Annotated in this window: 25 protein-coding genes; 16 read left to right on the top strand and 9 right to left on the bottom strand. The window is 35.9% G+C overall.

Going from position 1 to position 25492, the window contains the following annotated elements; genetic code table 11:
- Nucleotides 1-7 precede the first annotated feature (7 nt).
- The 8 genes from G530_RS0109200 (at nt 8) to G530_RS0109165 (ending at nt 5682) form a co-directional block, all read left to right on the top strand.
- Nucleotides 8-715: a hypothetical protein gene (locus G530_RS0109200; RefSeq protein WP_035716063.1), complete on the top strand. Its 708-nt coding sequence runs from the start codon at nt 8-10 to the stop codon at nt 713-715.
- Nucleotides 708-1568, top strand: coding sequence for a hypothetical protein (locus tag G530_RS0109195; RefSeq protein WP_026934254.1), 861 nt, complete (start codon nt 708-710; stop codon nt 1566-1568). The genes G530_RS0109200 and G530_RS0109195 overlap by 8 nt, the downstream gene beginning before the upstream one ends.
- Before the next feature lie 3 nt (nt 1569-1571).
- Complete coding sequence (locus G530_RS0109190; protein WP_026934253.1) at nt 1572-2090, top strand: GNAT family N-acetyltransferase; 519 nt, start codon at nt 1572-1574, stop codon at nt 2088-2090.
- Between the two features lie 7 nt (nt 2091-2097).
- Nucleotides 2098-2610, top strand: a complete 513-nt coding sequence (locus G530_RS0109185; protein WP_169514037.1) for a GNAT family N-acetyltransferase — start codon at nt 2098-2100, stop codon at nt 2608-2610.
- Nucleotides 2610-3473, top strand: coding sequence for an ATP-grasp domain-containing protein (locus G530_RS0109180; RefSeq protein ID WP_026934251.1), 864 nt, complete (start codon nt 2610-2612; stop codon nt 3471-3473). The genes G530_RS0109185 and G530_RS0109180 overlap by 1 nt, the downstream gene beginning before the upstream one ends.
- The gene (locus G530_RS0109175) at nt 3463-4200 is read left to right on the top strand and encodes a class I SAM-dependent methyltransferase (RefSeq protein ID WP_026934250.1); all 738 of its coding nucleotides are present in this window, start codon (nt 3463-3465) and stop codon (nt 4198-4200) included. The genes G530_RS0109180 and G530_RS0109175 overlap by 11 nt, the downstream gene beginning before the upstream one ends.
- A gap of 278 nt (nt 4201-4478) precedes the next feature.
- Nucleotides 4479-5030, top strand: coding sequence for a hypothetical protein (locus tag G530_RS0109170; protein ID WP_026934249.1), 552 nt, complete (start codon nt 4479-4481; stop codon nt 5028-5030).
- A 1-nt stretch (nt 5031) separates the two neighbouring features.
- Nucleotides 5032-5682 carry a hypothetical protein gene (locus G530_RS0109165; RefSeq protein WP_026934248.1) on the top strand — a complete coding sequence of 217 codons (651 nt, stop codon included), beginning with the start codon at nt 5032-5034 and terminating at the stop codon, nt 5680-5682.
- On the opposite strand, the gene G530_RS0109160 is transcribed toward G530_RS0109165, so the two are convergent.
- From G530_RS0109160 to G530_RS0109115, 9 genes are all read right to left on the bottom strand, one after another.
- Nucleotides 5679-6173, bottom strand: a complete 495-nt coding sequence (locus G530_RS0109160) for a hypothetical protein (protein ID WP_026934247.1) — start codon at nt 6171-6173, stop codon at nt 5679-5681. The genes G530_RS0109165 and G530_RS0109160 overlap by 4 nt on opposite strands.
- A gap of 18 nt (nt 6174-6191) precedes the next feature.
- The gene (locus G530_RS0109155; protein WP_026934246.1) at nt 6192-6911 is read right to left on the bottom strand and encodes a hypothetical protein; all 720 of its coding nucleotides are present in this window, start codon (nt 6909-6911) and stop codon (nt 6192-6194) included.
- A 77-nt stretch (nt 6912-6988) separates the two neighbouring features.
- Entirely contained in the window at nt 6989-7492 is a 504-nt protein-coding gene (locus tag G530_RS0109150) for a hypothetical protein (RefSeq protein WP_026934245.1), read from the bottom strand.
- A gap of 4 nt (nt 7493-7496) precedes the next feature.
- Nucleotides 7497-8297, bottom strand: coding sequence for a LuxR C-terminal-related transcriptional regulator (locus tag G530_RS17335; protein ID WP_026934244.1), 801 nt, complete (start codon nt 8295-8297; stop codon nt 7497-7499).
- Nucleotides 8298-9037: 740 nt separating this feature from the next.
- Nucleotides 9038-9916 (bottom strand): cation diffusion facilitator family transporter, encoded by an 879-nt coding sequence (locus tag G530_RS0109140; RefSeq protein ID WP_026934243.1) that lies wholly within the window; start codon nt 9914-9916, stop codon nt 9038-9040.
- 11 nt (nt 9917-9927) lie between these two features.
- Entirely contained in the window at nt 9928-11103 is a 1176-nt protein-coding gene (locus tag G530_RS0109135; RefSeq protein ID WP_035716061.1) for an efflux RND transporter periplasmic adaptor subunit, read from the bottom strand.
- 4 nt (nt 11104-11107) lie between these two features.
- Nucleotides 11108-15442 (bottom strand): CusA/CzcA family heavy metal efflux RND transporter, encoded by a 4335-nt coding sequence (locus G530_RS0109130; protein ID WP_026934241.1) that lies wholly within the window; start codon nt 15440-15442, stop codon nt 11108-11110.
- Between the two features lie 82 nt (nt 15443-15524).
- Nucleotides 15525-15833: a DUF6660 family protein gene (locus G530_RS17330; RefSeq protein WP_051199745.1), complete on the bottom strand. Its 309-nt coding sequence runs from the start codon at nt 15831-15833 to the stop codon at nt 15525-15527.
- Nucleotides 15834-16236: 403 nt separating this feature from the next.
- A complete protein-coding gene (locus G530_RS0109115) occupies nt 16237-17253 on the bottom strand; it encodes a helix-turn-helix domain-containing protein (protein WP_026934240.1) in 1017 nt (338 codons plus the stop codon).
- 172 nt (nt 17254-17425) lie between these two features.
- Between G530_RS0109115 and G530_RS0109110 the strand changes: the two genes are divergently transcribed.
- The 8 genes from G530_RS0109110 (at nt 17426) to G530_RS0109075 (ending at nt 25326) form a co-directional block, all read left to right on the top strand.
- Nucleotides 17426-18910 carry a glycosyltransferase family 2 protein gene (locus G530_RS0109110; RefSeq protein WP_026934239.1) on the top strand — a complete coding sequence of 495 codons (1485 nt, stop codon included), beginning with the start codon at nt 17426-17428 and terminating at the stop codon, nt 18908-18910.
- Nucleotides 18885-19976 carry a glycosyltransferase gene (locus G530_RS0109105; RefSeq protein ID WP_026934238.1) on the top strand — a complete coding sequence of 364 codons (1092 nt, stop codon included), beginning with the start codon at nt 18885-18887 and terminating at the stop codon, nt 19974-19976. The genes G530_RS0109110 and G530_RS0109105 overlap by 26 nt, the downstream gene beginning before the upstream one ends.
- Nucleotides 19973-21043, top strand: a complete 1071-nt coding sequence (locus G530_RS0109100; RefSeq protein WP_026934237.1) for a glycosyltransferase — start codon at nt 19973-19975, stop codon at nt 21041-21043. Before G530_RS0109105 ends, G530_RS0109100 begins: the two co-directional genes overlap by 4 nt.
- Nucleotides 21027-21893, top strand: a complete 867-nt coding sequence (locus G530_RS16740; RefSeq protein ID WP_051199744.1) for a glycosyltransferase family 2 protein — start codon at nt 21027-21029, stop codon at nt 21891-21893. Before G530_RS0109100 ends, G530_RS16740 begins: the two co-directional genes overlap by 17 nt.
- Before the next feature lie 21 nt (nt 21894-21914).
- Nucleotides 21915-22556, top strand: coding sequence for a guanitoxin biosynthesis heme-dependent pre-guanitoxin N-hydroxylase GntA (gene gntA / locus G530_RS0109090; protein WP_026934236.1), 642 nt, complete (start codon nt 21915-21917; stop codon nt 22554-22556).
- Between the two features lie 25 nt (nt 22557-22581).
- On the top strand, nt 22582-23133 hold the full coding sequence (locus tag G530_RS0109085) for a hypothetical protein (RefSeq protein ID WP_026934235.1): 552 nt from the start codon (nt 22582-22584) through the stop codon (nt 23131-23133).
- Between the two features lie 24 nt (nt 23134-23157).
- Nucleotides 23158-23421: a hypothetical protein gene (locus G530_RS0109080; protein WP_026934234.1), complete on the top strand. Its 264-nt coding sequence runs from the start codon at nt 23158-23160 to the stop codon at nt 23419-23421.
- Nucleotides 23422-23868: 447 nt separating this feature from the next.
- Complete coding sequence (locus G530_RS0109075; RefSeq protein ID WP_026934233.1) at nt 23869-25326, top strand: potassium/proton antiporter; 1458 nt, start codon at nt 23869-23871, stop codon at nt 25324-25326.
- Nucleotides 25327-25492: the final 166 nt, after the last annotated feature.

The raw sequence follows: 25492 nt of genomic DNA, 5'->3' as shown, positions 1-25492 counted from the left end.
ATACTCGATGCCAATTTCAAGTCTTACGAAAAAAGACTTAAACGAAATTGAGCTCCTTTTAAAGGAATATTATGAAGAACCTAATCACCTTTTAAATGAGGAGTTAAGGAAGAATTCTAGGATAGATTTTTATCGAAAACCCGGTAGTGGAATTGAAGCTTTCTTTATGACCGGTTGGGGTGAAATATCAATTGCCTCGGAGAAAAGACTTTTGATCTACCTAGGATTAAGTTGTGTAAATAATAAGTTTAAGGAAAAGAAACTTGCCAGCAAATTATACTATTTCTTCACTAGGGAAGCTTTGAAAAAACAGTCAAATATTGCAAAACCGATAATACTGTTTGGGACTACTGCTACTCCGGTAATCCTACTCACCCTACCTAAAATTTGGGATAATGTGGAACCAAATTTAGATGGTTCATACTCTAAGTTTGGAGGTGAGATTATAAGACAAATACGAAAAGAATATAATCTATACAGTGCTGGTACGGAGCATCCTTTTGTACTTAAGAATATTGCAGTCAAAATAAGATATTCAAGAATTGAAAGAGAAAGGTTTAAGGAAGTATGTGAAAGATTTAACCTAAAAACATTTGAGTCTCTTGATATTGATGAAACTAAAGGTGACCGGATGTTGATCTTATGTAATCTTCCTTCTAAGGAAAATTTTCAAAATTTAAAAAATAAATTATTCCTCCAGAATCAATATGCTTAAATACATTCTTTTCCTTTCCGTGATCCTGCTTGTGGCTGCCGACAATAATGGTATTGAAGCACTTATCGACAAAGGCTATTCCACCGGGATCATTATGCTGTACAGGGGATTGGGAGCTCTCCTAGTGTTTATGCTTTTCGCGATATACCGCAAAAGTGACCTTAAACCTAAAAGGTGGAAACCACATATTTTCAGGCTTATCATCAACGGACTCAGCGCCTGGTTCCTTATATACAGTTTTAAGTTCCTTTCAGCCGGTACTGTGGCTTTATTCCAGAGGATGAAACTACCCTTACTTATTCTCATCGCCGTTTTCAGTAAGAATCACCGTAGCAGTCTACAATTCTATTTATCTATCTGGACCATTTTCATTATAATCTTTTTTGTTCTGTCTGCTAATATTATTGATGAGGACCCAAAGGGATTTCTATTTATAGGTGCAAGTATAGTTTTATCTGCTATTAGTTTTTTCATCATTAAAAAGCAGAGCGAAACCGAAGGGGGAATGTCTTTAGGAGTGCTGTATTTGGGAGGGATTGTCTTATGGGGGTTAGGCATCACTTCTTACCGAGGAGCTGGTTTTGAGGTAGCTTTTAATGACTTGTGGCTTTTCGTTCTAAGCGGAGGCTTACTTGCCCTAATCTCTATTTGCTCGATCATACTTTTTAAAAGATATAATGCTGAAAAGGTAAGACTCCCTTTTGCCCTGGGAGCATTGGCTACGCTCGGATTGGAGATGATCCTTGAAAACAAGATATTCACCACAAGCCATATAGGATTAAGTGTGCTATTAATAGGTATTATGATCACCATTTGCCTAAATCCCTCAGATCCAGTAAAAATTTCTAAATAATTTATGGAAGAGCCTAATCTTAAAAATAAAATAAGAAGAGCCAGATTAAAAGACTTAAATGATATTATTCAGATCTGGGAGGATGGAATTCCTGATGCATTTGGCCAACAGGTCGAAGGTTATGAAGATAAGGAGGAACTAAGGGTCCACTTTAAAAGTAATTTAAATTACCAGAATGAAAAATTTGGTTTCTGGGTTTATTGTAGTTCGGCAGATAAACCTCTAGCATATTGCTCCTTAACTCCTTTTCATTCACCTTTATGGAAAGATAATTTTGGTTTTCTCAGCTTATATGTTTCTAAGGAAAACCAAAATAAAATCTTTGGTTTCAAACTATTAAAATTTGTTTTAGAAATAACCTCGCTAACAAGTATACTTTATATTTTTTCAACCATAGTTTCTGATAATGATCGAACCAAAAGATTAGCCAAAAAGCTTGGTTATAAGGAATATGGCAAACTTCCTAATTCAAAAAGTCGCCACAATTTTTCAGACACAGTTTTAATGCTATATGAAGTTTGAATATAAAATGAGATTATTAACAAACATAAAAAATGCTGAAATTTCTGAAATATCAGAGTTATTAAAATTAAATAAAGCAGGATGCGCGAAATCAATAAATGGAAATTTATCAATTAACTATTCTAAAGATGCATTTCAAAGGATAATTTCCAACCAAGAAATCACAATTTCTCGATTAAATAATAAGTTGATAGGTTATTGCCTTATAGGCAAAAATACAAATCAGGAGAATTTATATTATCAGAAAATAAAGGCAATGGAGATTTCGAAAATGCTGGAGATTCCAATTTGTGAAATTGGGTATGGATTCCAAATATTTATTGATCCCTCGTTCCGTGGAAATGGTATCGCAAGATTACTGTTCGAAAAACTATGCTCGAATATCGAAAATAATTATTCAATGCTTTTGTGTACAATTAACAAGGAAAACCGCTACTCCAAGAAGGTGCATAAAAAAATTGGTTGGGAGTTTTACCAAAAAGGTGATATTTCTGATTATTATATATATAAGATAACATAATGAAATTTTACTGTTTACATGAAGGTTATTATCAAGGTATACAAGAAAGAATAGACCTCCTAAACAACGCCTGCAAACTATCTGGTATTAAATTCAATTCCATTGATAGCCTTACTTGCGATTATTCTAGTCTACCACGACTAAATAGAGGAGATATTTTATATAATGTAGGAAGAGGAAGCGAAACGCTTGAATCTTTATTAATAAATAAATCCACAACCACATTCTACATAGAAAACCCAAAATATATCAGTTACAATAGCGATACTATTAAATATTCCATGGTACACGAGAAAAATGGTCTCCCAGCTCCCAAAACCATATTCTCGATTTCCCCAGACCGGAGAAATTTGGAAAAATATATAAAATATTTAGGTGGCTTTCCTATTATTTTAAAATCTATAGGAAGCACTAGGGGTATTGGAACTATTAAAATAGAAAGTTGGCAAAGTCTAATATCAATAATAGATTATCTTTTTTCAGATCGTCAAACCAGTTTTATTATGAGGGAATTTATTCCTAATGCTAAAGGTTGTAGAATGATTGTACTTGGTGATAAAGTTATAGCGAGTGCTGAGTTTAAAATGAACAAAAATGATTTTAGAAATGCGGTTATAGAGAGCGAAGTCGAGTATTATAATAGAAAATATACTAAGAATTTAGAAGAAATAGCTGTTAAAGCTTCTCATTTGGCAAATACTTCATTTTCAGGAGTCGATTTTTTAGAAGATGAATTAGGAAACTTTTATCTTCTCGAAATTAATTTCCCCTGTGGATTTCAAAATTTAATCCAAACTTGTTGTATCGATATTCCTGATGAGATGGTAAAGTTTTTAATTAAAAAAAGTGAAAATGATCTCTAGAACCTATGATCATAATTATCTCTATCATCTCGATAAAGTATTTTCAAAAACGAAGGAATACCGCCTTAGGAATTTAAATCCCACCTCAACTGATACTGTGGTTGATTTAGGATGCGGTATAGGGCTAGATGCGCAGAGAATAGCTGCATGTGGAGCAAAAGTGATAGCTATTGATTTTGATGAAAGTTTCATTGAAAAAGCGAGGCTGATGAATGATAATTCTAAAATTAAGTTCTATAATAGTTCAATTTATGAATTACCCATCGAAAGCAATACAGTAAGTAAAATAACTATAGATAGAGTATTTCAACATTTAGAAAATCATGATGCTGCATTTAATGAAATTAACCGAGTTCTGGTTAAGAATGGAAAAATTCAAATTACTGACACCGATTATTTGAGTATGACATTCTTCACAGAATTTATCCAGCTAGAAAAAAAACTTATAAATTTTATAGCAACCGAAAAAATTCCAAATGCATGGAAAGTAAGAATTCTCTTTAATAATATTGAAAGCTATGGATATAAAGTTATCAATAGAATCTCTCACGATTATTCCTTTAATAGTATAGAAATCGCTAATTCGATTGTAAGGTTTAATAAGATTTTCAATGACGGATATAAAACGGGATATTTTAGTGACGAGGAACTTTTAGAATGGGAAAAAATAAAATCAAATTTTAAATTTTCAATGAATTTACTCACTATAGATGCCATTAAAATCTAAGTTATATCAAATAGAATTTCATCAGGAATACTCTATTGCCAAAATAATTATTCGAACACGAAAAAAATGAAAATTAAAAAACTGGCTTACACTTTTCTTCAACCAAAAATTCATGAAGAGAGAGTTATCAATTAGGGTTGAGATAATCCTTGTAAATAAGGTTTTCAGAACGAGCTAAATAGAATTAAATGTGCTCTTAATAGAGAATATGATTACCATTTGTCTAAAGTCTTCTGATCCAATAAAGGCATTCAAAATAATGAAAACTAAAAATTTTAATGGTTAGTGCGAATAATACATCTAAATACTGTTCTTCAGATCACATATCTATTAGATTAGGAATTGACTCGGACATACCTCAAATTATCACTCTCCAAAGCTTTTGGTTAAATCAACCTTATGTAAATAAAAAAGGTTTTCTATTTGGCAGTCCCTATTCTGAATTTGAGCTAAAGCAAATTATTTCCAATCAACATCTTATCATCGCTACAGTAGATAGTTCTTTCGCAGGATATTTCTTAGTAGACGATGTATCTCGAAATAATTTAACCGAAAAATACAGAGCTCAATTAAGAATTCTTAAACAACAATTCGCCGGGAAAGTCTGCCCAAGGGCGCAAATCGCCATTAGTCCGAATTATTTGGGTAGGGGAATTTCTAAACTTCTAACCAAATCAATGATAAGCCGACTAAATAATGAATATGAATCTGTTTTTTCAATGGTCTCCAAACAGAATTGTAACATTCAAAAGCACATAAGAAATAACTGGAAGATCATTCATCAAGATCACTTGATGTATTATGTGAAATTGGAACTTAGATCTTTTTAAAATGAATAAACCAAATTCTTATGTTTATAAAACCCTGACTGATTCTGAGGTTATAGCCTATAAAGAAAAAATTCTGGACTTGCTAGCTATTTATTATGAAAACCCAGAAGAGGTGTTTGAAATGATAAATTCAGAGAGAATCGCCTTTGCCGCGTTTAATGGGAATGATCTAGCAGGTCTTTACACGGTTAAACACAAAAGTTTAAACGAAAAAATTTTACTGGCTTATCTAGGATTACTACTTCTGCACCCTGATCATGGAAAGGCTCTAATGAATCTGGTATCCGCGCATAAAGCCATCTTGAATAAACAGGTGAGTAAAACAATATATTTTTATAGTTTAACCTCTAATCCTGTAGTTCATAAAATTGCATCGAAATTCTACGCCAATGTTTACCCACGAACTTTAGACTCCGATGAAATGACTATCCCGAAGTACTATGATGAAATCATATCACATACGGGATATAATATTTGCAGCTCTAATGCCTATAAAGTGATTAATAGTCCCTCTGTGGCTAGATATAACATGAAATACAGACAACAATTAGTAAGTACATATCGAAATAGCAGGAATAGTATTTCCAGATTATATGACCTGGATCAGGAAAGAGGAGACAGAATATTAATTGTTGGATCCTATAATAACTAAAATCCGTAATCAATTTTAGAGTAGGGCTTACTATTAATGGTTAGCTCACAATCTGTGGAACGCTTTAAAAATTCATCCAGTTTATCTTCTTCTACCTTATCGGGACTCGCAAATAGTTCTTTTAGATTCCTCAGTTCCGCTAGTTTTAAAACTCCATCGCAACTTACATTGGTAGATCCAAGATGTAAAAACTTCAGAGACCGGAGTTTTAAAAGTGTATCAACAGCTTTATCGGTAATTTCAAGATTCACCAGCCTGAGTTCCCCTATATAGTCCATTTCCAACAGAAAGGGAATTCCATCATCGTCAACAGAAGTACTATCCAGATCCAGCCTTTCTATTCGTTTGATTCTGGAAGTTATATAAGAGAGCTCTTCGTTGGTTAAATATTCATCTCTGAAAGTTAAATGTTCAATTTCTTCGGGAATATTATTCAGCCCAAAAGAAAATTTAGTTTTCCAGAATCGTTTCTCTTTTTTACTGAATTTCATAAGATTTAGAGATTTATTTTAAAATTTATATTCACAGGCACCAAAAGGAATTTCTACCAGGCTGGTCTCCTTTATTGCATTTTCAAAATTGGTGTATTCACCATTCTTATAGAATAAATAATGAATATTCCCGTATTTGCATACTGAACCTATGGCAGAAGAGTTAACACCAGCAAAGCGGCAGACCGGAAAACTATCGACTCTTCTGACAATAAAATGAACTAGAAGCTGCATGAAAGCCTCAAGGTCTTCATCGCTTGCGTAAATTGCACCATTAAAATTTTTATCGACTCCCTTACTCAAAAACCAATCTGCAACTTTTCTATCATCTTCATCTTTCGAATTAATAAATTCTAACCAAGAGTAAGGAAATTCAGGTATAAACAACATGCCATCCCATTCCAGAATTTTATTTAATTTTTCAAGATCGCCGGCCATAATCTCAACATGGACCTTATCGTGTTCCCGGGTTGAAAGGATACATTCATCAGTAAATCTTTTCAGCTCTGGAAGATCATCTAAACTGTCTATAGTACTTTCGAATTTAACTAGAATAGGTTTATTCCTTATAGCACATTCTTCTTCATTCATCTCTACTAATCTCTCCTCTTCATCAAGCCAGTTTTCTCCAGGTTCGAATAGGTCTGGAGCATAGAATTTTTTCTGCATGTCTATAACATAACTGGCCAGGATGCTATTTTTCTTTAAAGCTTCCTTCCTTGATAAGAATTGTATCATTAATTGAAAATTGAATTAGGCCTTAATTGAATAAGTAATTGTAAAAAAATTTCATAATACTAAATCTATGATCAACCTTAAATGGTTTCCAAAGTACATTGATTGACTTCATGTACTTCAGTATGATAGTCATTTCGGAACTTCAAAAGCTTTGTAAAAGCAGCATATATTTTTTCTTTAGACTTTTCAGAAGAAAAATTCAATATCAAATTATGGATTTCAGCTGCCGAATTTAAATTACAGTTCCTTGAAAAATCCAATTTCAGCTGATGTTCCTGCCATTCAATGTCAAAAATTTCCAGAAGTGGTATATCCATACCTACAATATAATAGTCTGCATCGGGTTCAAAAGCCATCTCAGTATGATAAAGCGTTAAAAACACTTTTTCAAAATCTGAATTGTTTTCTATAGACATCGAATCTGATTCCGCCCAGTAATCATTATAACTGGAAAAATGGATAATTTGATTTACGTTTTTTAATTGACTATTAAGACTGTGTATTGAAGAGTTCCAATCTTTAACCTGGCCAAAAAATATTGATGGTATGGTAATAATGAGTAATAATAATATCCCTTTCATCTTACTAAATATTAATTAGACCTTCCGCCAAACAAATTGTTACTAAATGTGTCGAGTTATTACATTCAACTTTTCCTAAAATATTTTTTTTATGTGTTTTAACTGTATGACTTGATAAATTTAAACTGATAGCAATTTCTTTTACACTTTTACCTAATGCTAATTCCCTAACTACCTCAATTTCCCTTAAAGTAAGTAGTTCTTTTAATTTTTTTGATTCCTGTAATTTTTTTGGATTAAACTTTCCTGAGGAAGTTTCTACGTTGTAATAGGATGGGCCACCATTAATATTGAGGAATGATACATCCTCCGTGCTTTTCACACTTAGATGTGAGATATCACTGTGAATGCTAAAGACATGTATAAACTGACCCGACTCATTCAAAGTCAAAACCGTAGCCTGATGTAACATCACTCTTACTTTTCCATCGTGAGCCTTATTTTTATAAGTATAGGTAATCTTATAATCAAGCATTTCTTTAGGCCTCAAATAATCAATGAAAAAACTCTGAATAACTTGTTCCTTTCTATGGATTTTTTCTATTTCGCTGGGAAGAGCTAAAGCAAGAAGTTTATCCATATTTGCAAAGGATGCTTTTTCGCCTATAAATTCTTCTACAGACTCAGAAACCAGTTCTAACTCTAAGGTTTGAAAATTTGCTATATAGTAAAAAGATTTTCCAGGAGCCATTAGGTTTGCCATCCTTTTAAAATGCTCTGGAACTTCAAATTTCTTTGATTCCGGAATTGTTTTACTATAATTAGATTGCCAGTAATCTATAATCTTATCAAAGTGAGTTGCCATATATTTAAAATTGAAATAGCCGGCAGCAATATAATAAATAGCTTTTAAATCATTCTAAGTCAGAAAAGTTCATTGAATTATATGGCTTATTAAATAATAGCCACAATATTATTTATATAATCCAAAAATTAAGAGATTCCTACCCCTGCAGATAGGCATTAACAATTCATCTTAATTAATTTAAAATTTGAGGTTAAAATCAGACCTTTTCAACGTTTTCAGGAAAAATTCAATTGTATTATTATCAAATAAAAACACATATGACTAAATATTATCTAGCATTTTAGTATTTATTTTGAGATGTTGGAAATGGGGTTGTACCTAGATTACACCTCGTTTTTGGCTAAGCCCAATGAAACCGGGAACTGAAAACTTCTGTATTGGAAAATAAATTCAAATCCAATCAGGTTTTAAATCGGAGATAGTACTTTCATAGTTATCGGCACAGCATCAAATATTGCCGAAGATTATAAATTTATCCTTGATGAAATACTTCAAAAAAAGAAAGAAGCGTATCCAACAAAAGATGAACAGTTTTAACTGGGTACAACAGCTGTTCATCTCAAATTAAGGGCATTGTCAAAAAAATGGAATTTTAGAAACCAGGAAAGAAAATGGTTAATCCGTCAAAGCCGGGTTCCCTACTCCGACAACTTGCAATAATCGGGACCATTGTAGCCAATGCATGCGGTCCATCATGATTTCAGTTGCAGAAGCTAATTCTTAGAATGATTAAAACACTAAGCCCTTAATTTACAAGTTTCAGAATCCAGTTCAGTTTCAATGGTATAGTGCTCAAAATTGTATTCATCCAGACGATCCTTTATCAAAGTTTTCACCTCAATTACCTGATCAAACTTTTCAATATCCTTTAAAATCACATGAGAGGTGAACACATGATGTTCACCTTCCAGTGACCAGATATGAGTATGATGCAAAGACTTAACCTTTTCCAGGTTTAATAATCCATTTTTAATTTCATCCAGGTTGATATCTGATGGAACTCCCTGTAGAAAAATAAAGAGCGTTTCCTTCAGCCTTTTAAAGACATTGTAAAGAATGTACAAAGTGATTAAAAGCGACAATGCAGGATCGAGATAGTGAATATCCTTAAAATAAAGTACAATAGCTACTATTAATACGGCTACCCACCCCAGAACATCTTCCATTAGATGCCAGGATACCACCTTTTCGTTCATAGACTTTCCGCTGCTCAGCTTATAAGCGGCATAGCCATTTACCAGAACACCGATAATAGCAAAGATCACCATGCCCTGTGCATCTGAATGTTCTGGTTCCAGGATTCTACCTACCGCTTCATAAATAACATAAACAGAACCTGCAATAAGTACCACACTGTTAATTAAAGCTCCAAGCAGGGAGAATCTCCTGTAGCCATAAGAATATTTAGAATTCGCTTTCTTCTTGCTTTTGGAATCAAGATACCAGGAGGTTCCAAGCGAGAGTGAATCCCCCAGATCATGCACCGCATCTGAAATAATGGAGATACTATTCACATAAATCCCACCTATAAATTCCAGGATAGTAAATGTCAGGTTCAGAAAAAATGCAACTTTGAGATTTTTTCCTGAATGGTCTTGTGAATGATTATGTCCCATTTAACTAAGTTTTAGTGGTGATGTCCTCCGCCTTCACCTTTATTCATTTCAGCCATTAAATAGTACGCATTATTGAAAGCATATTTATTATCAGCAGGCTGCTCTTCTAAAAATCTTACCTCTATCCATTCATTATCCTGTGCACCGGTGCTTATCTCTATCGGTTTAAAGCTCCATGCATCCCCTTCTCTTTCGGCGCTAAACACAAAGAACTTATCGGCATTCCTGGCAATGGCACTTTCGGGAAAAGCCAGGGTTCGCATATCTTCCACCGCTATCCTTCCTCTTACGTACATCCCAGGAACCAGGTTCTCGGTTCTGTCTTTAATTTCGGCATGCACATGCAATGCCTTTGGTTCCTGTTCAAAATTTTTACCAATGGAAAGTATACTGGCTTCCCATTCTTTCCCCGGCTGAGAGGTGATATTAAAATAAACTTTTTGTCCCTTTCCAACCTTCGCCACATCCTTCTCAAATACCATTACATCTGCATGAACATGATGTGTATTAATGATCTCGAACATATTCGTTTGAGCCTGCACGAATTGGCCTGTTTTGATATTCACCTTTTGAATAGCTCCATTTATAGGACTTAAAATAGGAATTTGCTGCTGAATATCTCCGTCCCTGATAGATTCTGGATTAATGTGCAATTGCCTGAGCTGTGCCTCCATACCTTTTACATGACCTTTTGCACTTTGGAGTTCAGATTCAGCTTTTTGAAAAGTTTCTCCAGAGCCAACACCCGCTTCGTATAATTTTTTTTGACGGGCAAAATCCTTCTTAAGATACTCAAGGCGATTAGCCGTGTTGATGTATTCTGTCTGAACTTTAATAATGTCTGGATGACTCAGGTAAGCTAGTATACTCCCTTTCTCTACCACATCTCCTTCGATAACCTTTATGGAGCTCACATTTCCTCCAATTACAGGCGTTACCGTTGCCTCACTTTGAGGAGGAACTTCAAGATGCCCGTTTGCCTCCACAAAACCGCTCATCATTCTTTTTGTCAACGTATCCACCTTGATGTCCAGGGCATCATACTGAGCAGAAGTTAGCATCACTTCCTTCCCTGCTTGTTGAGTTTCTTTCGTTGTCTTTGCTTCTTCAGGTTTTTCTTCAGATTTTTCTGCGCAAGCTATGACTAGAAAGCAAATATTCAGTGTTAGAATCTTTATAAGTTTCATGTTGTTATTTTGTATTTAGGTAATATTCAATTTCTGCCAGGGCAAACTGGTAATTTTTATAAGCTTCAATAGCCTTTAATTCAGATTGTACAGTAGCATCCAGGTTCTGGATCATTTCTGTATAGCCGATAGCTCCTTCATTAAATGCCAGTAGTGTTCCCATTCTTTGTTCTTCAAGCAGGGGTACCACTTCATCACGATAAAAATCCCAGGAAGACTTCCATTTATTATATTCCTGAAACGCCGTTTTGTAATTAACTTCAATCTCATCTTTTCTGAATTGATAATTTTCTTCGGCTATTTGCTTCTCTATTTTTGCTGATTTAGCCTCGGCATGTTCTTTCCCAGAAAATATAGGAATGGAGATCCCAGCCTGGTAACTGTAAAAACCATCATTTCCGTTTACCTCCTGAATACCATACTGAAGGTTTAGACTTGGTAAAAAATCTGCTCTTTCAGCTTTCAACCTGGCTTCTGCAACGCTTCTATGCTTTTCTGAAACTCTTAAAGCTGGATGATTCTCAAATCTCTCTTTAATTGCCTTTTCAGGAACAAAAGCTAATTCAAAATTTTCTGGAACGGAATATTTTTCCACTCCCATCCAGAGATTTAGCTTTTCAATAGCGATCTCATAATCATAAACTACCTGGTTTTTCTGGATCGTGATCTCCTGAATACGATTTTTTGAAGCCAGCATCTCAAGTTTAGAAATCGCCTCTGTTTCATATCTCAACGATACAGCATTCTCTAATCTACTATATAGAGAGTCTAGCTTATCATAAAGCTGTAATTTCCTTTTTGCAGAAAATGCTCTGGTCCATGCTTTCTTAACTTCTCGGCTAACTTCCAGTTTTGAAAGTTCATACGATGCTGAAGCCAGTTCCACACGCTTTTTATGTAACCTGGTCTTTGAAGGGATCCCCAGCAGGTCTATTTGCTGCTGTTGAAAACCTACCTTTGTATAGATTCCTCTATCGCCATTCAATTCCTCCCCTCCGGTAAAAACAGTGGTTCTGCCAAAGTCCCAGGCAGTGCCTTTCAGGGCTTCCTCTTTCTCGATCTTGCGTTCTTCATTTTTTAATAAAGGATAATTTTTCAGTGCTATTTCCACTGCCTCTTCCTGATCTATAATCTCACCGATTTGCTCCTGTGCGTGCAGGGAATTTATATTCAAGATGATCCCTGCAAAAACACTTAAACTCACAATTGTCTTTCTATTCATCAATTTTCCTGATTTTCTGGTTTCTACCCATCGGTAAAGAATTGGCAATATGAATAAGGTTAAAAATGTGGAGGTTAACAGCCCTCCAATGACCACCGTGGCCAGAGGTCTTTGTACTTCTGCACCAGCAGAATTCGAGATCGCCATAGGTAAAAATCCGAGCACATCAGTCAACGCCGTGAGCATTATGGGTCGTATCCTCCGTTTGGTTCCCAAAGCGATACGCTCATTAATATCATTTACTCCTCCTTCTTTAAGTTCATTAAATCCACTTATCAATACCAGTCCGTTAAGTACTGCAACTCCAAAGAGTACTATAAATCCAACACCCGCTGAAATACTGAATGGCATATCTCTTAACCAGAGTGAATAAATACCTCCAATTGCAGCAAGGGGAATGGCTATATAGATCATGCTGGTTTGTTTAAAAGATTTCAAGGCCAAATAGATGAGTATAAAAATGAGTAGTAACGCAATTGGTACAACAACCTGAAGTCTTTTCCTGGCTCGTTCAAAATTCTCGAAAGCCCCGCCATATCTAATATAATATCCAGCGGGCAGTTCCAGTTCGGCATTCAGTTTATCCTGTATATCTCCCACCACCGACTTAACATCTCGGTTCCTGATATTCACTCCCACATAGGTACGTCTGTTAGTATTGTCCCGGCTTATCTGCATGGGACCAGACTGATAACTAATATTCGCAACTTCTTTTAAAGGTATTTGTGTTCCTGAAGGAAGACTCACGTATAAATTCTGAATGTTTTCAATGCCTGTACGTTCTTCAGGTTTTAAGCGAACAACCAGATCAAAACGCCTTTCTCCCTCGAAGATCACTCCGGCCTTACCACCAGCAAAAGCCGACTGGATTAGTGAATTCAATTCCTCGATTTGCAGACCGTACTGTGCTATTTTATTCCGGTCATAATTCACCGTGATCTGTGGAAGACCGGCGGTGGCCTCTACCTTCATATCTGCTACTCCATCAATATTTCCTATAAGTTGCCCAATTTCCTGAGCTTTAGAAGCCAGTAAATCAAGATCATCTCCATATAATTTTACGGCAATATCTTCCCGAACTCCGGTAAGCAATTCATTGAACCTCATTTCTACAGGTTGAGTGAATTCATAACTCACTCCCGGAAATATACTGATGGCTTCCTTGATTTTAGAAATTAACTCATCTTTACTTTCTGCTGAAGTCCATTCAGTTTTATCTTTTAAAATGATAAAACTGTCCCCTATATCCATAGGCATAGGATCTGTTGGAACATCTGAGACTCCAAACCTGGTCACTACCTGATTAATTTCAGGAAACTCTTCGAGAAGCAATTTTTCAATTTTAGTGGAGGTTTGAATTCCCTCTTCCAGGGAGCTTCCTGGTTGCAGAATTACATGGTAAGCGATATCACCTTCGTCTAATTGTGGAATGAATTCCCCGCCCATTTTGGAAAACAGAAAGGCGGCAATTCCAAACAAAAGAATAGCTAGGCCTAAAATAAGTTTTCCTCTTTTTAGAGACTTTTTAAGAAGGGGCTCATATTTATTTTGCAGCCATTCAACAAATTTATCTCCCCAGGACCTTTTCTTATTTTTAGCCTCTTTCAGAAATAAAGAAGAGATCATCGGCACATAGGTAAGGCAGAGTATCATGGCACCAAGCATGGCGAAAATAAAAGTAAGCGCCATAGGCTGGAACATCTTTCCTTCTACCCCCTCCAGTGCAAGAATGGGTAAAAAGACAATTAGAATGATCAATTGACCGAAGAAGGCTGAATTCATCATTTTTTTGGCTGAAGAGCCTGCGATCCGATCTTTTTCTTCCTGATCTATTGTTTTTCCTTTAAGTATCTTTTGATGAAGAATAAATACTGTGCTTTCTACAATAATTACCGCACCATCTACGATGATACCGAAATCAATGGCTCCCAGGCTCATGAGGTTAGCCCATACATCAAATAAATTCATCAAAATAAAAGCGAAAAGTAGTGATAACGGAATTGTAGATGCGACTATAAGCCCTCCTCGCCAGTTTCCCAGCAATAATACCAGGACAAAGATGACGATAAGCCCACCTTCAAGCAGGTTTCGTTTTACGGTGGAAGTTGTTTCAGCGATCAATTCGCTTCGATCTAAGAAAGGTTTTATAGAAATTCCTTCAGGAAGTGATTTCTGGATCTGTATGATTCGTTCCTTTACATTTTCTATTACCTCATTGGAATTCGCTCCTTTAAGCATCATGACCATTCCCCCAACAGTTTCACCTTCTCCATTCTTGGTTAAGGCTCCATATCTAACCGCACTCCCAATTCGCACATCTGCCACATCGTTTACTGTAATTGGAATTCCTGCTGAATTGGCTATGACAATTTTTTTCAGATCCTCAACATTTCGGGCCAGGCCTTCACCACGAATAAAATTCGCCTGATGATTTTTAGCAATATAAGCGCCTCCTGTATTTTGATTATTCATTTCCAGGGCTGAAAAAACATCGGATATACTAAGCCCAATTGCTCGAAGTTCATCGGGATCTATCGCAACTTCGTACTGTTTAATCTTTCCTCCTACGCCATTCACTTCAACCACCCCGGGCACCATGGCCATCTGCCGACGTACTATCCAGTCCTGTATACTGCGTAATTCTGTGGGAGAATATTCATCTTTATAAGCATCTTCAACTTCGAGAGTATACTGGTAGATTTCACCAAGTCCGGTAGATATTGGTCCCATGGATGGCTGTCCAAAACCTTCAGGAATCTCATCCTTAACCTGGTCCAGTTTTTCGCCTACAAGTTGCCGGGGAAGATACGTTCCCATATCATCCTCAAAAACTATCGTGACCACCGATAGGCCGAAACGAGAAACAGACCGAATCTCCTTTACTCCCGGTAGATTACTCATAGCAATTTCTACCGGGTAGGTTACAAATTGTTCAATGTCTTCTGTCCCAAGATTAGGCGCCTGTGTGATCACCTGTACCTGGTTATTGGTAATATCGGGCTGTGCATCGACGGGTACTTGTGTCATACTCCAGATACCTGTACCAATTAAGACCAGGGTAAATAGCCCAATAATAAATTTATTATTGATCGAAAAATCAATGATTTTATTAATCATGAATTCTATGTTTAATTCAGTAATATATGTAATAAGCCCTGCGGGAAGATCCCGTCAAGACATAGTTATCCTGTGAACTGAATTAAACCCGGGGAGGCTGGAAAAAGGATTGAGGAAAATCATCTCCCAGATAGTAAATTTTTTCTGGGAGTTCTGTTGAAATTTCAAGACAGATCATTTCTGTATCACTGTTTTCAAAATTAGTGATATGAACGTGACAACAATGACACTGGCAGAAAGGACTGCAATCATCTGCAAAAGCATTAGAAGAATGCGAATTATCAACCTGGTGAAATTCTATAGCATCATCTTCCAGGATAACCTCGTCCTCACATGGCACAAAAGTTAATCCAAGGAAATATATAGAAAATATGACCGCTAAAAATTTCATAAAGCAAAAGTAGAAATAAATAAATGCAATGCAATTGCAAGATTACCATAACCTCGATTCGTTGGTATTTGCAACTTACCTTTTTTGTACCTCGCAATTTTACGCAGCAATAACAAGGGTTCAATATTTCTGAGTTGAAAAATAGAAAAACAAACCAATAAAAAGAAGGTCAATTAATAAAGACTGAATACCGCCGTGTAAGCATTAGAAATGTTATTAATAGCGATAATGATATTCATATCCGGAGCAACAGATCTAAAATAGTTTGAACATCATTCTTCAACCCTACCACGACTTCTGCTCTTACTTTGTCCTTTGAGATACTCTCAAGTTACTTAAAAATATTCTATTACAGAGTAGCCGGAAAGATCTAACTTAAACCGAAAATGTCATAAAACGTCTTTCAGGTTTTTTTATTTAAACGAATCGCTTTTGGAGGCTCTCCATATTTTTCTTTAAAAATTTTGGAAAAGTGACTTCTACTATTCAATCCTATAGCATACACAATTTCACTAATAGTTTTATTAGTTTTCAATAATAATAACATTGCATATTCCAGTCTGCGCTCCTGAATATATCCATGTACCGTATTGTTAAATAAGATCTGAAAGCCTTCCTGCAGCTTAGCCTCACTAATACCTGCATCTGCCGCCAATGAACTAACATTGCCTACTTCCTCAATATTCTTATCTATAAGGCGTACTACATTTTTAATCTTTTTAAGATCATTCTGTCTTAAAATACTTTGTTGCTCTACATTTTTAGAATCATCTTTATATAACATGAGCATATAGGTTAATAATTCTAATGCTTTAGCTCCATGAAAACTTGTTCTCTCTAAGCCGATAGTTTCAAAAGATCCCAATTCATTCACCAGATGAGCCATTTTCAAGCTATACTGTGTATGGTGATACAATGTTCTTATTGCGTTGGTATCAGCGAAAATTTCATGATAAATTTCATCCATTTCTTCAAGTGGAAAAGTTAACTGATCTACGAATTTCTTTCGGTCCACATCAAGAATGATGAGATTTATTTCTTCATCTGAAGGAAAAAAGATCTTATTTCCACTTTTATAATTCGCTCCCAGTATAACCGACTGTCCATCTTCAATTTTATGAGTGAGTTCTTCATCCCTGAACTGATGCTGAAGGCTACCTTCTATAACATACATGAATTTAAACGGATGTATCTGTTTAGAACAGAAATCCAGACAACACTCTTCCTTAAGTTTTAGCTTGAATTTAAATAACCCTACACCATTAGGAAAGTTGATGCCTGAGATTGCCCCACTACCTTCTGAAGAGGGTAATTCTATAGAATACTCTCCATAATACTCTTTCCATTTACTACCGAAAGCCTCAGATAATTTAATAATAACATCCTGTGCAGCTATACTTTGAATAGCAATTTTATTCATCTTAAAAATTCAGTTTGATCATTGGAGGGACTAATTTATTAACAGATTCAATTAAATATTTAGCAATTAGCGTTAAACCTTTCCTAACGACATGAAAATCGTCAAGGCTCTTCGGAGAATCGCACTAAGTCCGCAATGAAAAAAAAGACCTTTAAAAAAAATTCAGTTGAAAATGAAGGTACTCATAAACAAACAGCAAATCATTTTCGGGTTAATAGGATTTGGATTGGCTCTTTATTACAGCCTGGTGGTTCCTGCGCTGTTGTATATTTTTTTGATGTTAATAACACTGCTAATGCTGGGGCTCGCTGTATTGAGAATCCTGTACAGTAGAAAGGTAGAAGATATACATAATATGAATAATGATACCGATGAATTTCCATTCGTGTCTATTCATATAGCTATTTGTAACGAACCCCCAGAAATGGTCATTAATACTCTAAAAAATGCTTTGGCGATTACCTACCCGAACTATGAAATTATTGTTCTAGATAATAATACCAAATTTGAAAAGCTGTGGAAACCTGTAGAGAGCTTTTGCAAGAGTTATCCTGATAAGATAAAGTTTGAACATATTGAAAAATTATCAGGTTTTAAGGCTGGTGCTCTGAACAGATGCCTGAAAATAATTCATTGTGAGACCAGGTATATTTTTACCATAGATGCAGATTACCTGGTTGAACCAGATTGTATTTCAACTGCCATAAATGAATCAATAAAGAAAGATTTTGCACTGGTACAATTTCCACAATTTTATGTTTCCCATCGGTCAAAAAGAGGGATTTTAAAAGAACTGGAACACTTCTTTACTTCTTATGCCAATGGAGGGAATAAGAGTTTTTCCACGCTGCCAACCGGCACCCTTTCTTTTATCAAATTAGAGGCCCTGCAAAAGGTTGGAGGCTGGCCGGAGCGATCTTTAACTGAAGATGCACGCCTGGGTCTCGATCTTTTGCGCGAAAACTTCAAAACAAGGTTTTCAAATAAATGTATAGGCAGAGGTGTTATCCCAGGTACTATTGAAGATCTCAAAAAACAAAGAAACCGTTGGGTTTACGGGAATGCCCAATGCATTCTGGATCTTATAAAAATGAGAATGTCTGGACGATGTAAGTTTTCAGCTTTCATGCAATTGATCGCTTGGATCAATCTCCTGGCTATTCCTATTGTTTCCTGTCTCCTTTATATCATCTTATCATTTATTCAGAAAGAAAAAGATTATGATCTAATTCCCCTTTTCATATCGCTACAGTTCGGAATTTTTATAATCGGAAAGTTCATCCTGCTGGTTAAGTCTACGAACAAGGAAAGTTTTGATTCTGATTTAAGGGCCTTTTTTATTCATCTGGCACTTTCTTTTGAAATGGCGTTTGCCTTCTGGCCTGCATTGGTATCCGGTTCTCAGAAATTCGTTAGAACAAGTAAATTCAAGGCCGTATCAAGCCTCTCCAGCATTCCCCTTGGGATACCTTTAATCCTGGTAAGTTTAACCGCATTGCTTAGTTACCAGGATAAAGATCTACTTGCGGGCTGCTGCTTTATCCTCTTTAGTTTATTCCTGATTTCAAGTTTGTACATTTTTCATGAGTACAAACCTGATGAGAAAAAAGTAACCATCAAAAACGCTACTTATGAAAATCGCATTACTGGCTCATAATAAATTTCCAATAGCCCAGCCTTATGCAGGAGGCCTGGAAATGATCACGCATTTGCTGGCAGAAAAACTTCAGCAAAAAGGGCATGAAGTAGATCTTTTTGCTTTAAGCGGATCTGATCCCGGGTTAAATATCATTCCGTTAAACCATAGTTCTGTAAACTGGGATTCTTTAGAGGAGAAGGTGAATAAAGGGGAAATTGCAGGTGATTTCATTGATAACCTGATGTATTCCCTCGCATTATCTAAAATTAATGAATCAGATTATGATATTCTACATAATCATAGTATGCATCATCTGCCATTAATTTGGGGTGAAACGGCTGGCAAAAATATGCTTAGTTCCTTTCACACCCCTGTTTTTGAAGATATTCACCGTGGTCTCACTGCTATAAAAAAACCTTATAAACAAAGATTCACCACTGTGAGTGCAAAGCTTGGCAGTACCTATGCAGAATACATTTCAGACTATCGCGTGGTTCATAACGGGATAGAAATAAAAAACTGGAACTTTTATGAGCGGGCAAACCAATCTCAGGTTTGTTGGATTGGCAGAATTTGCAAAGAAAAAGCGCCTCATAAAGCAATTCAATTTGCTCTGAAAGCCAATAAGAAAATAGTGCTGGCGGGACCTGTTAGCGAGAAAAATTATTATAAGGAATATTTTGAACCCTATCTCACGAACAAAAATGTTGAATATGCTGGTCATTTAAAACAAGAGGAGTTAAACAGGATAATCGGTAAATCTTCGGCTACATTATTTACCAGTGTCTGGGAAGAACCTTACGGACTCGTTATCGCTGAATCTCTTGCCAGCGGGACTCCTGTAATTGCATGGAACCTTGGTGCAGCACCAGAAATTATTACCGATAACTGCGGAATAATTGTTCCCGCTTTTAAAGATAATTTATTCGTAAAAGCTATTCAACAGATCACAGGAATCAGCCGTGTCGACTGCAGAAAACGTGCGGTAAATTTTTGCGATGTTTCTGTGATGGTTGATGGTTACGAGCAGCTTTATAATGAAATGTGTTTTGATAATCCAGGTATAAAATTGCAAATCTCATGATAGGATATTACGCACATCAGCACGGAAGTGGCCATTGTAATTATGCCGAAATATTCTCTGGAATCTTTAAGAAAGAGATGGCAATTTTCACCAGTTATAAGTATGATTTCTCAGGAAAAAGTAAGCTCATCAAACTTGCTGATGAAAATCCTGATGGTTCAGTTTTTCATCAAAACCAGATCTCGCCGCCGGGATATTTACATTATAGTCCTGTAGGACAAAATTCCATAAAGAAAAGAAGTCTACAGTTGCTTCAATGCATTGTGGAAATGGAGATCGATTTATTAATAGTTGATGTAAGTGCAGAGATCGCTGCGCTTTCACGAGCCTCCTCAATACCCTATGCTTACGTAAGGCTCCCGGGAGAAAGAAATGATTTGGCTCATCTGGAAGCTTTTAAGGGAGCGGTTTTCACGCTTGCCTATTTTCCTGAGAGTTTTGAAATCCCCTCTACTCCCCAATGGCTGAGGAAAAAGACCATTTACCTGGGATTCCTGTCCAGGAAAATTTTCAGAACTAATATTGAAAAGGCTAAAGCAAAAATTGATAAGATCACAGTGCTTAGCGGAAAAGGAGGAAATGAAAATTTACAAAATTCAATTCCATTTCTACTGGAAAGATTTACGGAAGCTCAAATCGCGCTTCTCGGCGAATACAATGAGACACTGGAGAACGATAGGTTAGATTATAAAGGTTTTATAAATGATCCTGAAACCGAAATACATAATCGTGCCCTGGTTGTGGCCAATTGTGGGTTGAATACGGTGTCAGAATTATTACAGCTACAAATTCCTTATGTCGCTATACCAGAACATCGTCCTTTTGAGGAGCAGGAAGCTATGGCCGAAATGCTTCATAGAAAAGGGCTGGTCCTGGAGCTGGATCAGCTTTCATGGTTAACCGATCAGGAAATATTGAATTGCAAGAGAATTCCTATTGAAAATGAAATTGATAAAAACCTGAAGCTTTTTAAGCAATTAGTGAAGGATGAGCGTCAGGCCTATCCAGGTATTCCGGAATTATTCAGAAAGAAAAAAGAAAAATCGATTTATGAATTGCAAAGATAAACTGTCACTTATAACTATTGTCAAGGGGCGGGAGCATCATCTGAGAAACCTGTTAAAAGGGGTTTCGAGGAGTAGTTATATCCCTGATGAGATCATTATCGTAGCTATTGACGAACTACCGGCTATAGTTGACTTTGATACTCTGCCAATAAAAATCGTCCACTTAAAATCTGAAGGAGGTCATTTGCCAATCGCGAAAGCCCGTAATACTGGAGCCATAGCAGCTTCTAATGAACACCTGGTTTTCCTGGATGTAGATTGTATTCCTTCTTCCGGTTTCTTCGAACAGATTTTTCTGCAGGGATGTATTCATGGAACACTCATCATGGGAAATCCCAGATATCTCACTGAGAAAATTTCTTATGATGTGAAGGAAGAGGAATTGAAAAATCTCAGTATTAATCATCCGCACAGGCCTGTTGTTAACGGAATGGAAATTTCGGCAGACTGGATGTTGTTCTGGAGTTTATGCTTTTATATCCCAAAACCTTTATTTCTAGTGTTAGAAGGTTTTGATGAGAATTATACCGGCTACGGGGCTGAGGACACCGACTTTTCACTCACTCTAAAACAGAAAGGTAATTACAGGTTCCTATTATCTGAAGCTACAGTTTATCATCAGCAACATCCTGTTTACAGTCCTCCTGTACATCAACTGGATTCAATAATTACAAATGCCGGGATATTTTATAAAAAATGGGGAAGATGGGTTATGGAGAACTGGCTTCACGCTTTTCATAAGCATGATCTAATTAACTGGTTAGAAACCTCTACCAGGATCGAAAAGAAAAATTCGCCTTCAAAAGAACTTATAAGTAAATGCTTCCAGCCCGAAGCACCCTTTATGTAAAATCAAAAATTGAAAATTACTATGAAAATGGAAATAGAAAAACGTTTTAAGAATTGGATACTTCAGGAAGATCATCCCTGTATCATGGCGCAAACAGTCTTTTCTCAAAAAGCTTTTAGAATAAATAATTACGGAGAACTTGGTAATGTTAATAATGTAAGGAAACTTCTCAAGGATATTAATCACTACATAGAAAATTATGATTTCACCTCTAATGATTTCCAGACATTGATTGCTGTTTTTCCGGATTCGGAGATTACTTGCGAAGATGAATTTGAACTTCTTCTATGGAAACAACTTTCAGATCTGGCCAGAGCAGATAACAAAACCTGGGATGCCGAAGTCAGCAATGATCCTGAAAATGAAAATTTTAGTTTCAGCCTTGGAGGAAGGGCTTTTTACATCGTGGGGATGCATCCTGAAAGCTCCAGAATTGCCAGAAAAAGCCCCTATCCTTCCATAGCCTTTAATCTTCATCATCAATTCGAAAAATTACGCGAAATGGGTGTTTATCATAATGTTCGGGATAAAATAAGAGAGCGGGACAAAAACCTTCAGGGTTCAATAAACCCCGTGCTACAGGATTTTGGAGAGCGCAGTGAAGCGAGACAGTATAGTGGAAAAGCTACTGAAGAGGAGTGGACATGTCCCTTTCACAGATGAATAAAATAAAAACTTAAAATTTCTTATGAATAACTTTTTTACAGAAAATAAAAAAGCAATTTATGGAGGTATTGTCGCCACTTTATTTACGGGACTGGGAGTTTTCCTTTTAGGACAGGTCTCCGGATACGAGGCAAAACAGTTAATACTTTCTTCCCACCAGGGAATAAACATGTTATGCAATACCATTATCCTTGCATCGGCGACAATTCTAACCCTGTTGCTCACCTTACTTGGTATAAGCACTGGAACAGAATCAAGACTAAAAAATGATCATTATTACCAGGTACTGGATATCGCAAAACTCGATACCATTTTACTGGTAGGAGCCTTGATTATGTTTCAACTATTCAATATCCCCATTACAAAAGCAGATAATGTTCCTATGGAATGGTATTCTGCAGTTTACTGGGCCAGTCTGGTGTTTTCATCAATTCTAAGCGGAATAATGATCACCGTAGTACTCATGCTTTACACTACGCTTACAAATATCATTCATATTGTAGGATTAAAGAATGATCATCAGCTTATTTCAGAGGAACGGAAAAAAGAAAAAAGCACTTCTAAATCGCAGTAGATTTTATAAATAAAAAACTAAAAAATGATAAATTCTCAGGAAAAACATCATGACACCATTGATCATTTAAAGGAAAAATTTAGGCTTTCGGGTGAGGAATTAGTGCTGTTAGATAAAATAAAGGCAAATGATATTCATAGTATTTCATTTACTACTGAAGGCGGTTTTGATGTTGAATCTGGTGAGTTTTACCCGGAAGAGAGAAAAAACTGTTATAAGATCCAGATAAAATATGAAGAAGAACATTCGACCAAATTAAAACTTATATACCTGAAGCCTTCTGCCTGAACTAAGAGCAAATCATATATTATTTCATTGACTTAACAAAAAACAGCCGGCAGGTCTACAATGGATCTTAATCATCTGAAACTAATGAATGCGATGAAAGACTGTATTTTCTATATCGATAGTATCATTGCCAGATCGTCTATGATTTAGATTTCAAAAATACTCAGACCTATAGCGGGGCAATTAAAAGGAATACTGGCTAAATTCCAATGATTCAGGGCCCATCACCAGGATTCAAGCTTTGATCTAATTCAAGTTATTTCACCAAAGAAAGAATAGATACTAAAATGGGGATGTTTTTAACGCAACTCTTTCAAACTAATCTTAAGCTCTAAAATCAGGAGAATAGTGCAAATTTGAATAGTTATGATTCAAATTTAAATTGAATAATTATTTTGAGTTGCTTATTTAATAATACTTTTACTCAAAAATTCACTCGCACTACTAATGGATATTACTATTGAAAATATTTTACTAATTGGATCTATACTTTTATTCATTAGTATTCTTGCTGGTAAGACATCCTATAGATTTGGAGTTCCCACATTACTATTATTTCTAGCAGTGGGTATGCTTGCTGGATCAGAGGGTATAGGGGGGATTTATTTTGATGAACCTAAGATCGCTCAGTTTATAGGTATCGTTGCCCTTAATTTCATCCTGTTTTCAGGTGGACTGGATACGCGTTGGAATAGCATCAAACCAGTGGTTTGGCAGGGAATTTCACTCTCAACCCTGGGAGTACTCATAACAGCATTATGTATTGGCACCTTTGCCTGGTATATTACAGATTTTACTATTATGGAAGGTATGTTATTGGGTGCGATAATTTCTTCTACAGATGCTGCCGCAGTATTTTCTATTCTTCGGTCTAAAAATCTCGCGCTAAGATCTAAATTGAGGCCTACCCTTGAATTAGAAAGTGGTAGTAATGATCCCATGGCCTATTTCCTTACCATAGCTTTTTTAAGCCTGGTGATGAATCCCGGGGATTCTATATGGAGCATAGTACCCTTATTTTTTATGCAAATAATCATTGGTGGCATAGCCGGATTTGGATTTGGATATCTAAGTAAACTAACCATCAATCGTATTAAACTAGGTTTTGAGGGATTATATCCAGTTTTAGTGATTTCCCTGATGTTTATAACCTTTTCGGCTACAGATTTTCTTGGGGGAAATGGATTTCTGGCCGTATATCTATGTGGTGTTTATCTAGGGAATCAAAATCTTATACATAAGAATACTATTATTAAAATGTTTGATGGTCTGGCCTGGCTAATGCAGATTGTACTTTTCCTAACTTTAGGATTATTAGTGTTTCCATCCCAGGTTTTCCCAGTAATAGGAATAGGTATTGCAGTTGCAGCAGTTCTAATTTTTGTAGCCCGGCCAATAGCTGTATTTTTAAGCTTGAGCTTTTTCAGAATGAAGCTTAAAAGGCGATTATATATTTCCTGGGTAGGTCTTAGAGGTGCAGTACCCATCGTGTTTGCTACTTACCCGCTTATCGCGGGAATTGAAAAAGCCAACCTTATCTTTAATATTGTTTTCTTTGTATCTCTTACTTCGGTAATTATTCAAGGTACTAGCCTTGCCGCCGTGGCAGACTGGTTTAAAGTTTCTCTACCCAGTTCAGAAAAAAAATTATCTCCTGTAGATAAAATTCTGATGGATGAAAGTAAATCACATCTTCAGGAAATAGAAATACCTGCCAGCAGTATTGCTATAGGAAAAAGGATCGTTGACCTTAAAATACCAACCGGTGCAATTATCGCCATGATCACCAGAGACAATAATTTTATTACCCCGAAAGGAGAAACCCTGATAGAAGAGAATGATATTTTGCTAATCCTTACTGAAGACCGTTCGAATTTTTTAACTGTTAAAGAATATCTCATATAGAAAAATATAAGTGAAAAATTAGATCATTTTTATATTAAACGAGCGTTATCAGGTTATTTCTATATGTGATTTTCCGAATTAAAATTCAGATCGAAACTATTATTTAAACCAATACTTCTTTCTAAAATAAGCCATTTCAATTATATTCCCCACCGATAAAAATTGA

The sequence above is a fragment of the Christiangramia echinicola DSM 19838 genome, assembly GCF_000423065.1.
Classification (GTDB): Bacteria; Bacteroidota; Bacteroidia; order Flavobacteriales; family Flavobacteriaceae; genus Christiangramia; species Christiangramia echinicola.
This window is presented reverse-complemented; position numbering and strand designations above follow the sequence as displayed.

What these genes read in the sequence shown, in the direction of transcription:
- G530_RS0109185 (WP_169514037.1), top strand. Translation starts at nt 2,098, where the DNA reads ATGAGATTATTAACAAACATAAAAAATGCTGAAATTTCTGAAATATCA.
- G530_RS0109200 (WP_035716063.1), top strand. Translation starts at nt 8, where the DNA reads ATGCCAATTTCAAGTCTTACGAAAAAAGACTTAAACGAAATTGAGCTC.
- G530_RS0109140 (WP_026934243.1), bottom strand. Translation starts at nt 9,916, where the DNA reads ATGGGACATAATCATTCACAAGACCATTCAGGAAAAAATCTCAAAGTT.
- G530_RS0109085 (WP_026934235.1), top strand. Translation starts at nt 22,582, where the DNA reads ATGAATAACTTTTTTACAGAAAATAAAAAAGCAATTTATGGAGGTATT.
- G530_RS0109115 (WP_026934240.1), bottom strand. Translation starts at nt 17,253, where the DNA reads ATGAATAAAATTGCTATTCAAAGTATAGCTGCACAGGATGTTATTATT.
- G530_RS0109080 (WP_026934234.1), top strand. Translation starts at nt 23,158, where the DNA reads ATGATAAATTCTCAGGAAAAACATCATGACACCATTGATCATTTAAAG.
- G530_RS0109150 (WP_026934245.1), bottom strand. Translation starts at nt 7,492, where the DNA reads ATGAAAGGGATATTATTATTACTCATTATTACCATACCATCAATATTT.
- G530_RS0109180 (WP_026934251.1), top strand. Translation starts at nt 2,610, where the DNA reads ATGAAATTTTACTGTTTACATGAAGGTTATTATCAAGGTATACAAGAA.
- G530_RS0109075 (WP_026934233.1), top strand. Translation starts at nt 23,869, where the DNA reads ATGGATATTACTATTGAAAATATTTTACTAATTGGATCTATACTTTTA.
- G530_RS0109135 (WP_035716061.1), bottom strand. Translation starts at nt 11,103, where the DNA reads ATGAAACTTATAAAGATTCTAACACTGAATATTTGCTTTCTAGTCATA.
- G530_RS17330 (WP_051199745.1), bottom strand. Translation starts at nt 15,833, where the DNA reads ATGAAATTTTTAGCGGTCATATTTTCTATATATTTCCTTGGATTAACT.
- gntA (WP_026934236.1), top strand. Translation starts at nt 21,915, where the DNA reads ATGAAAATGGAAATAGAAAAACGTTTTAAGAATTGGATACTTCAGGAA.
- G530_RS0109100 (WP_026934237.1), top strand. Translation starts at nt 19,973, where the DNA reads ATGATAGGATATTACGCACATCAGCACGGAAGTGGCCATTGTAATTAT.
- G530_RS16740 (WP_051199744.1), top strand. Translation starts at nt 21,027, where the DNA reads ATGAATTGCAAAGATAAACTGTCACTTATAACTATTGTCAAGGGGCGG.
- G530_RS17335 (WP_026934244.1), bottom strand. Translation starts at nt 8,297, where the DNA reads ATGGCAACTCACTTTGATAAGATTATAGATTACTGGCAATCTAATTAT.
- G530_RS0109110 (WP_026934239.1), top strand. Translation starts at nt 17,426, where the DNA reads ATGAAGGTACTCATAAACAAACAGCAAATCATTTTCGGGTTAATAGGA.
- G530_RS0109105 (WP_026934238.1), top strand. Translation starts at nt 18,885, where the DNA reads ATGAAAATCGCATTACTGGCTCATAATAAATTTCCAATAGCCCAGCCT.
- G530_RS0109175 (WP_026934250.1), top strand. Translation starts at nt 3,463, where the DNA reads ATGATCTCTAGAACCTATGATCATAATTATCTCTATCATCTCGATAAA.
- G530_RS0109165 (WP_026934248.1), top strand. Translation starts at nt 5,032, where the DNA reads ATGAATAAACCAAATTCTTATGTTTATAAAACCCTGACTGATTCTGAG.
- G530_RS0109155 (WP_026934246.1), bottom strand. Translation starts at nt 6,911, where the DNA reads ATGATACAATTCTTATCAAGGAAGGAAGCTTTAAAGAAAAATAGCATC.
- G530_RS0109190 (WP_026934253.1), top strand. Translation starts at nt 1,572, where the DNA reads ATGGAAGAGCCTAATCTTAAAAATAAAATAAGAAGAGCCAGATTAAAA.
- G530_RS0109130 (WP_026934241.1), bottom strand. Translation starts at nt 15,442, where the DNA reads ATGATTAATAAAATCATTGATTTTTCGATCAATAATAAATTTATTATT.
- G530_RS0109195 (WP_026934254.1), top strand. Translation starts at nt 708, where the DNA reads ATGCTTAAATACATTCTTTTCCTTTCCGTGATCCTGCTTGTGGCTGCC.
- G530_RS0109170 (WP_026934249.1), top strand. Translation starts at nt 4,479, where the DNA reads ATGGTTAGTGCGAATAATACATCTAAATACTGTTCTTCAGATCACATA.
- G530_RS0109160 (WP_026934247.1), bottom strand. Translation starts at nt 6,173, where the DNA reads ATGAAATTCAGTAAAAAAGAGAAACGATTCTGGAAAACTAAATTTTCT.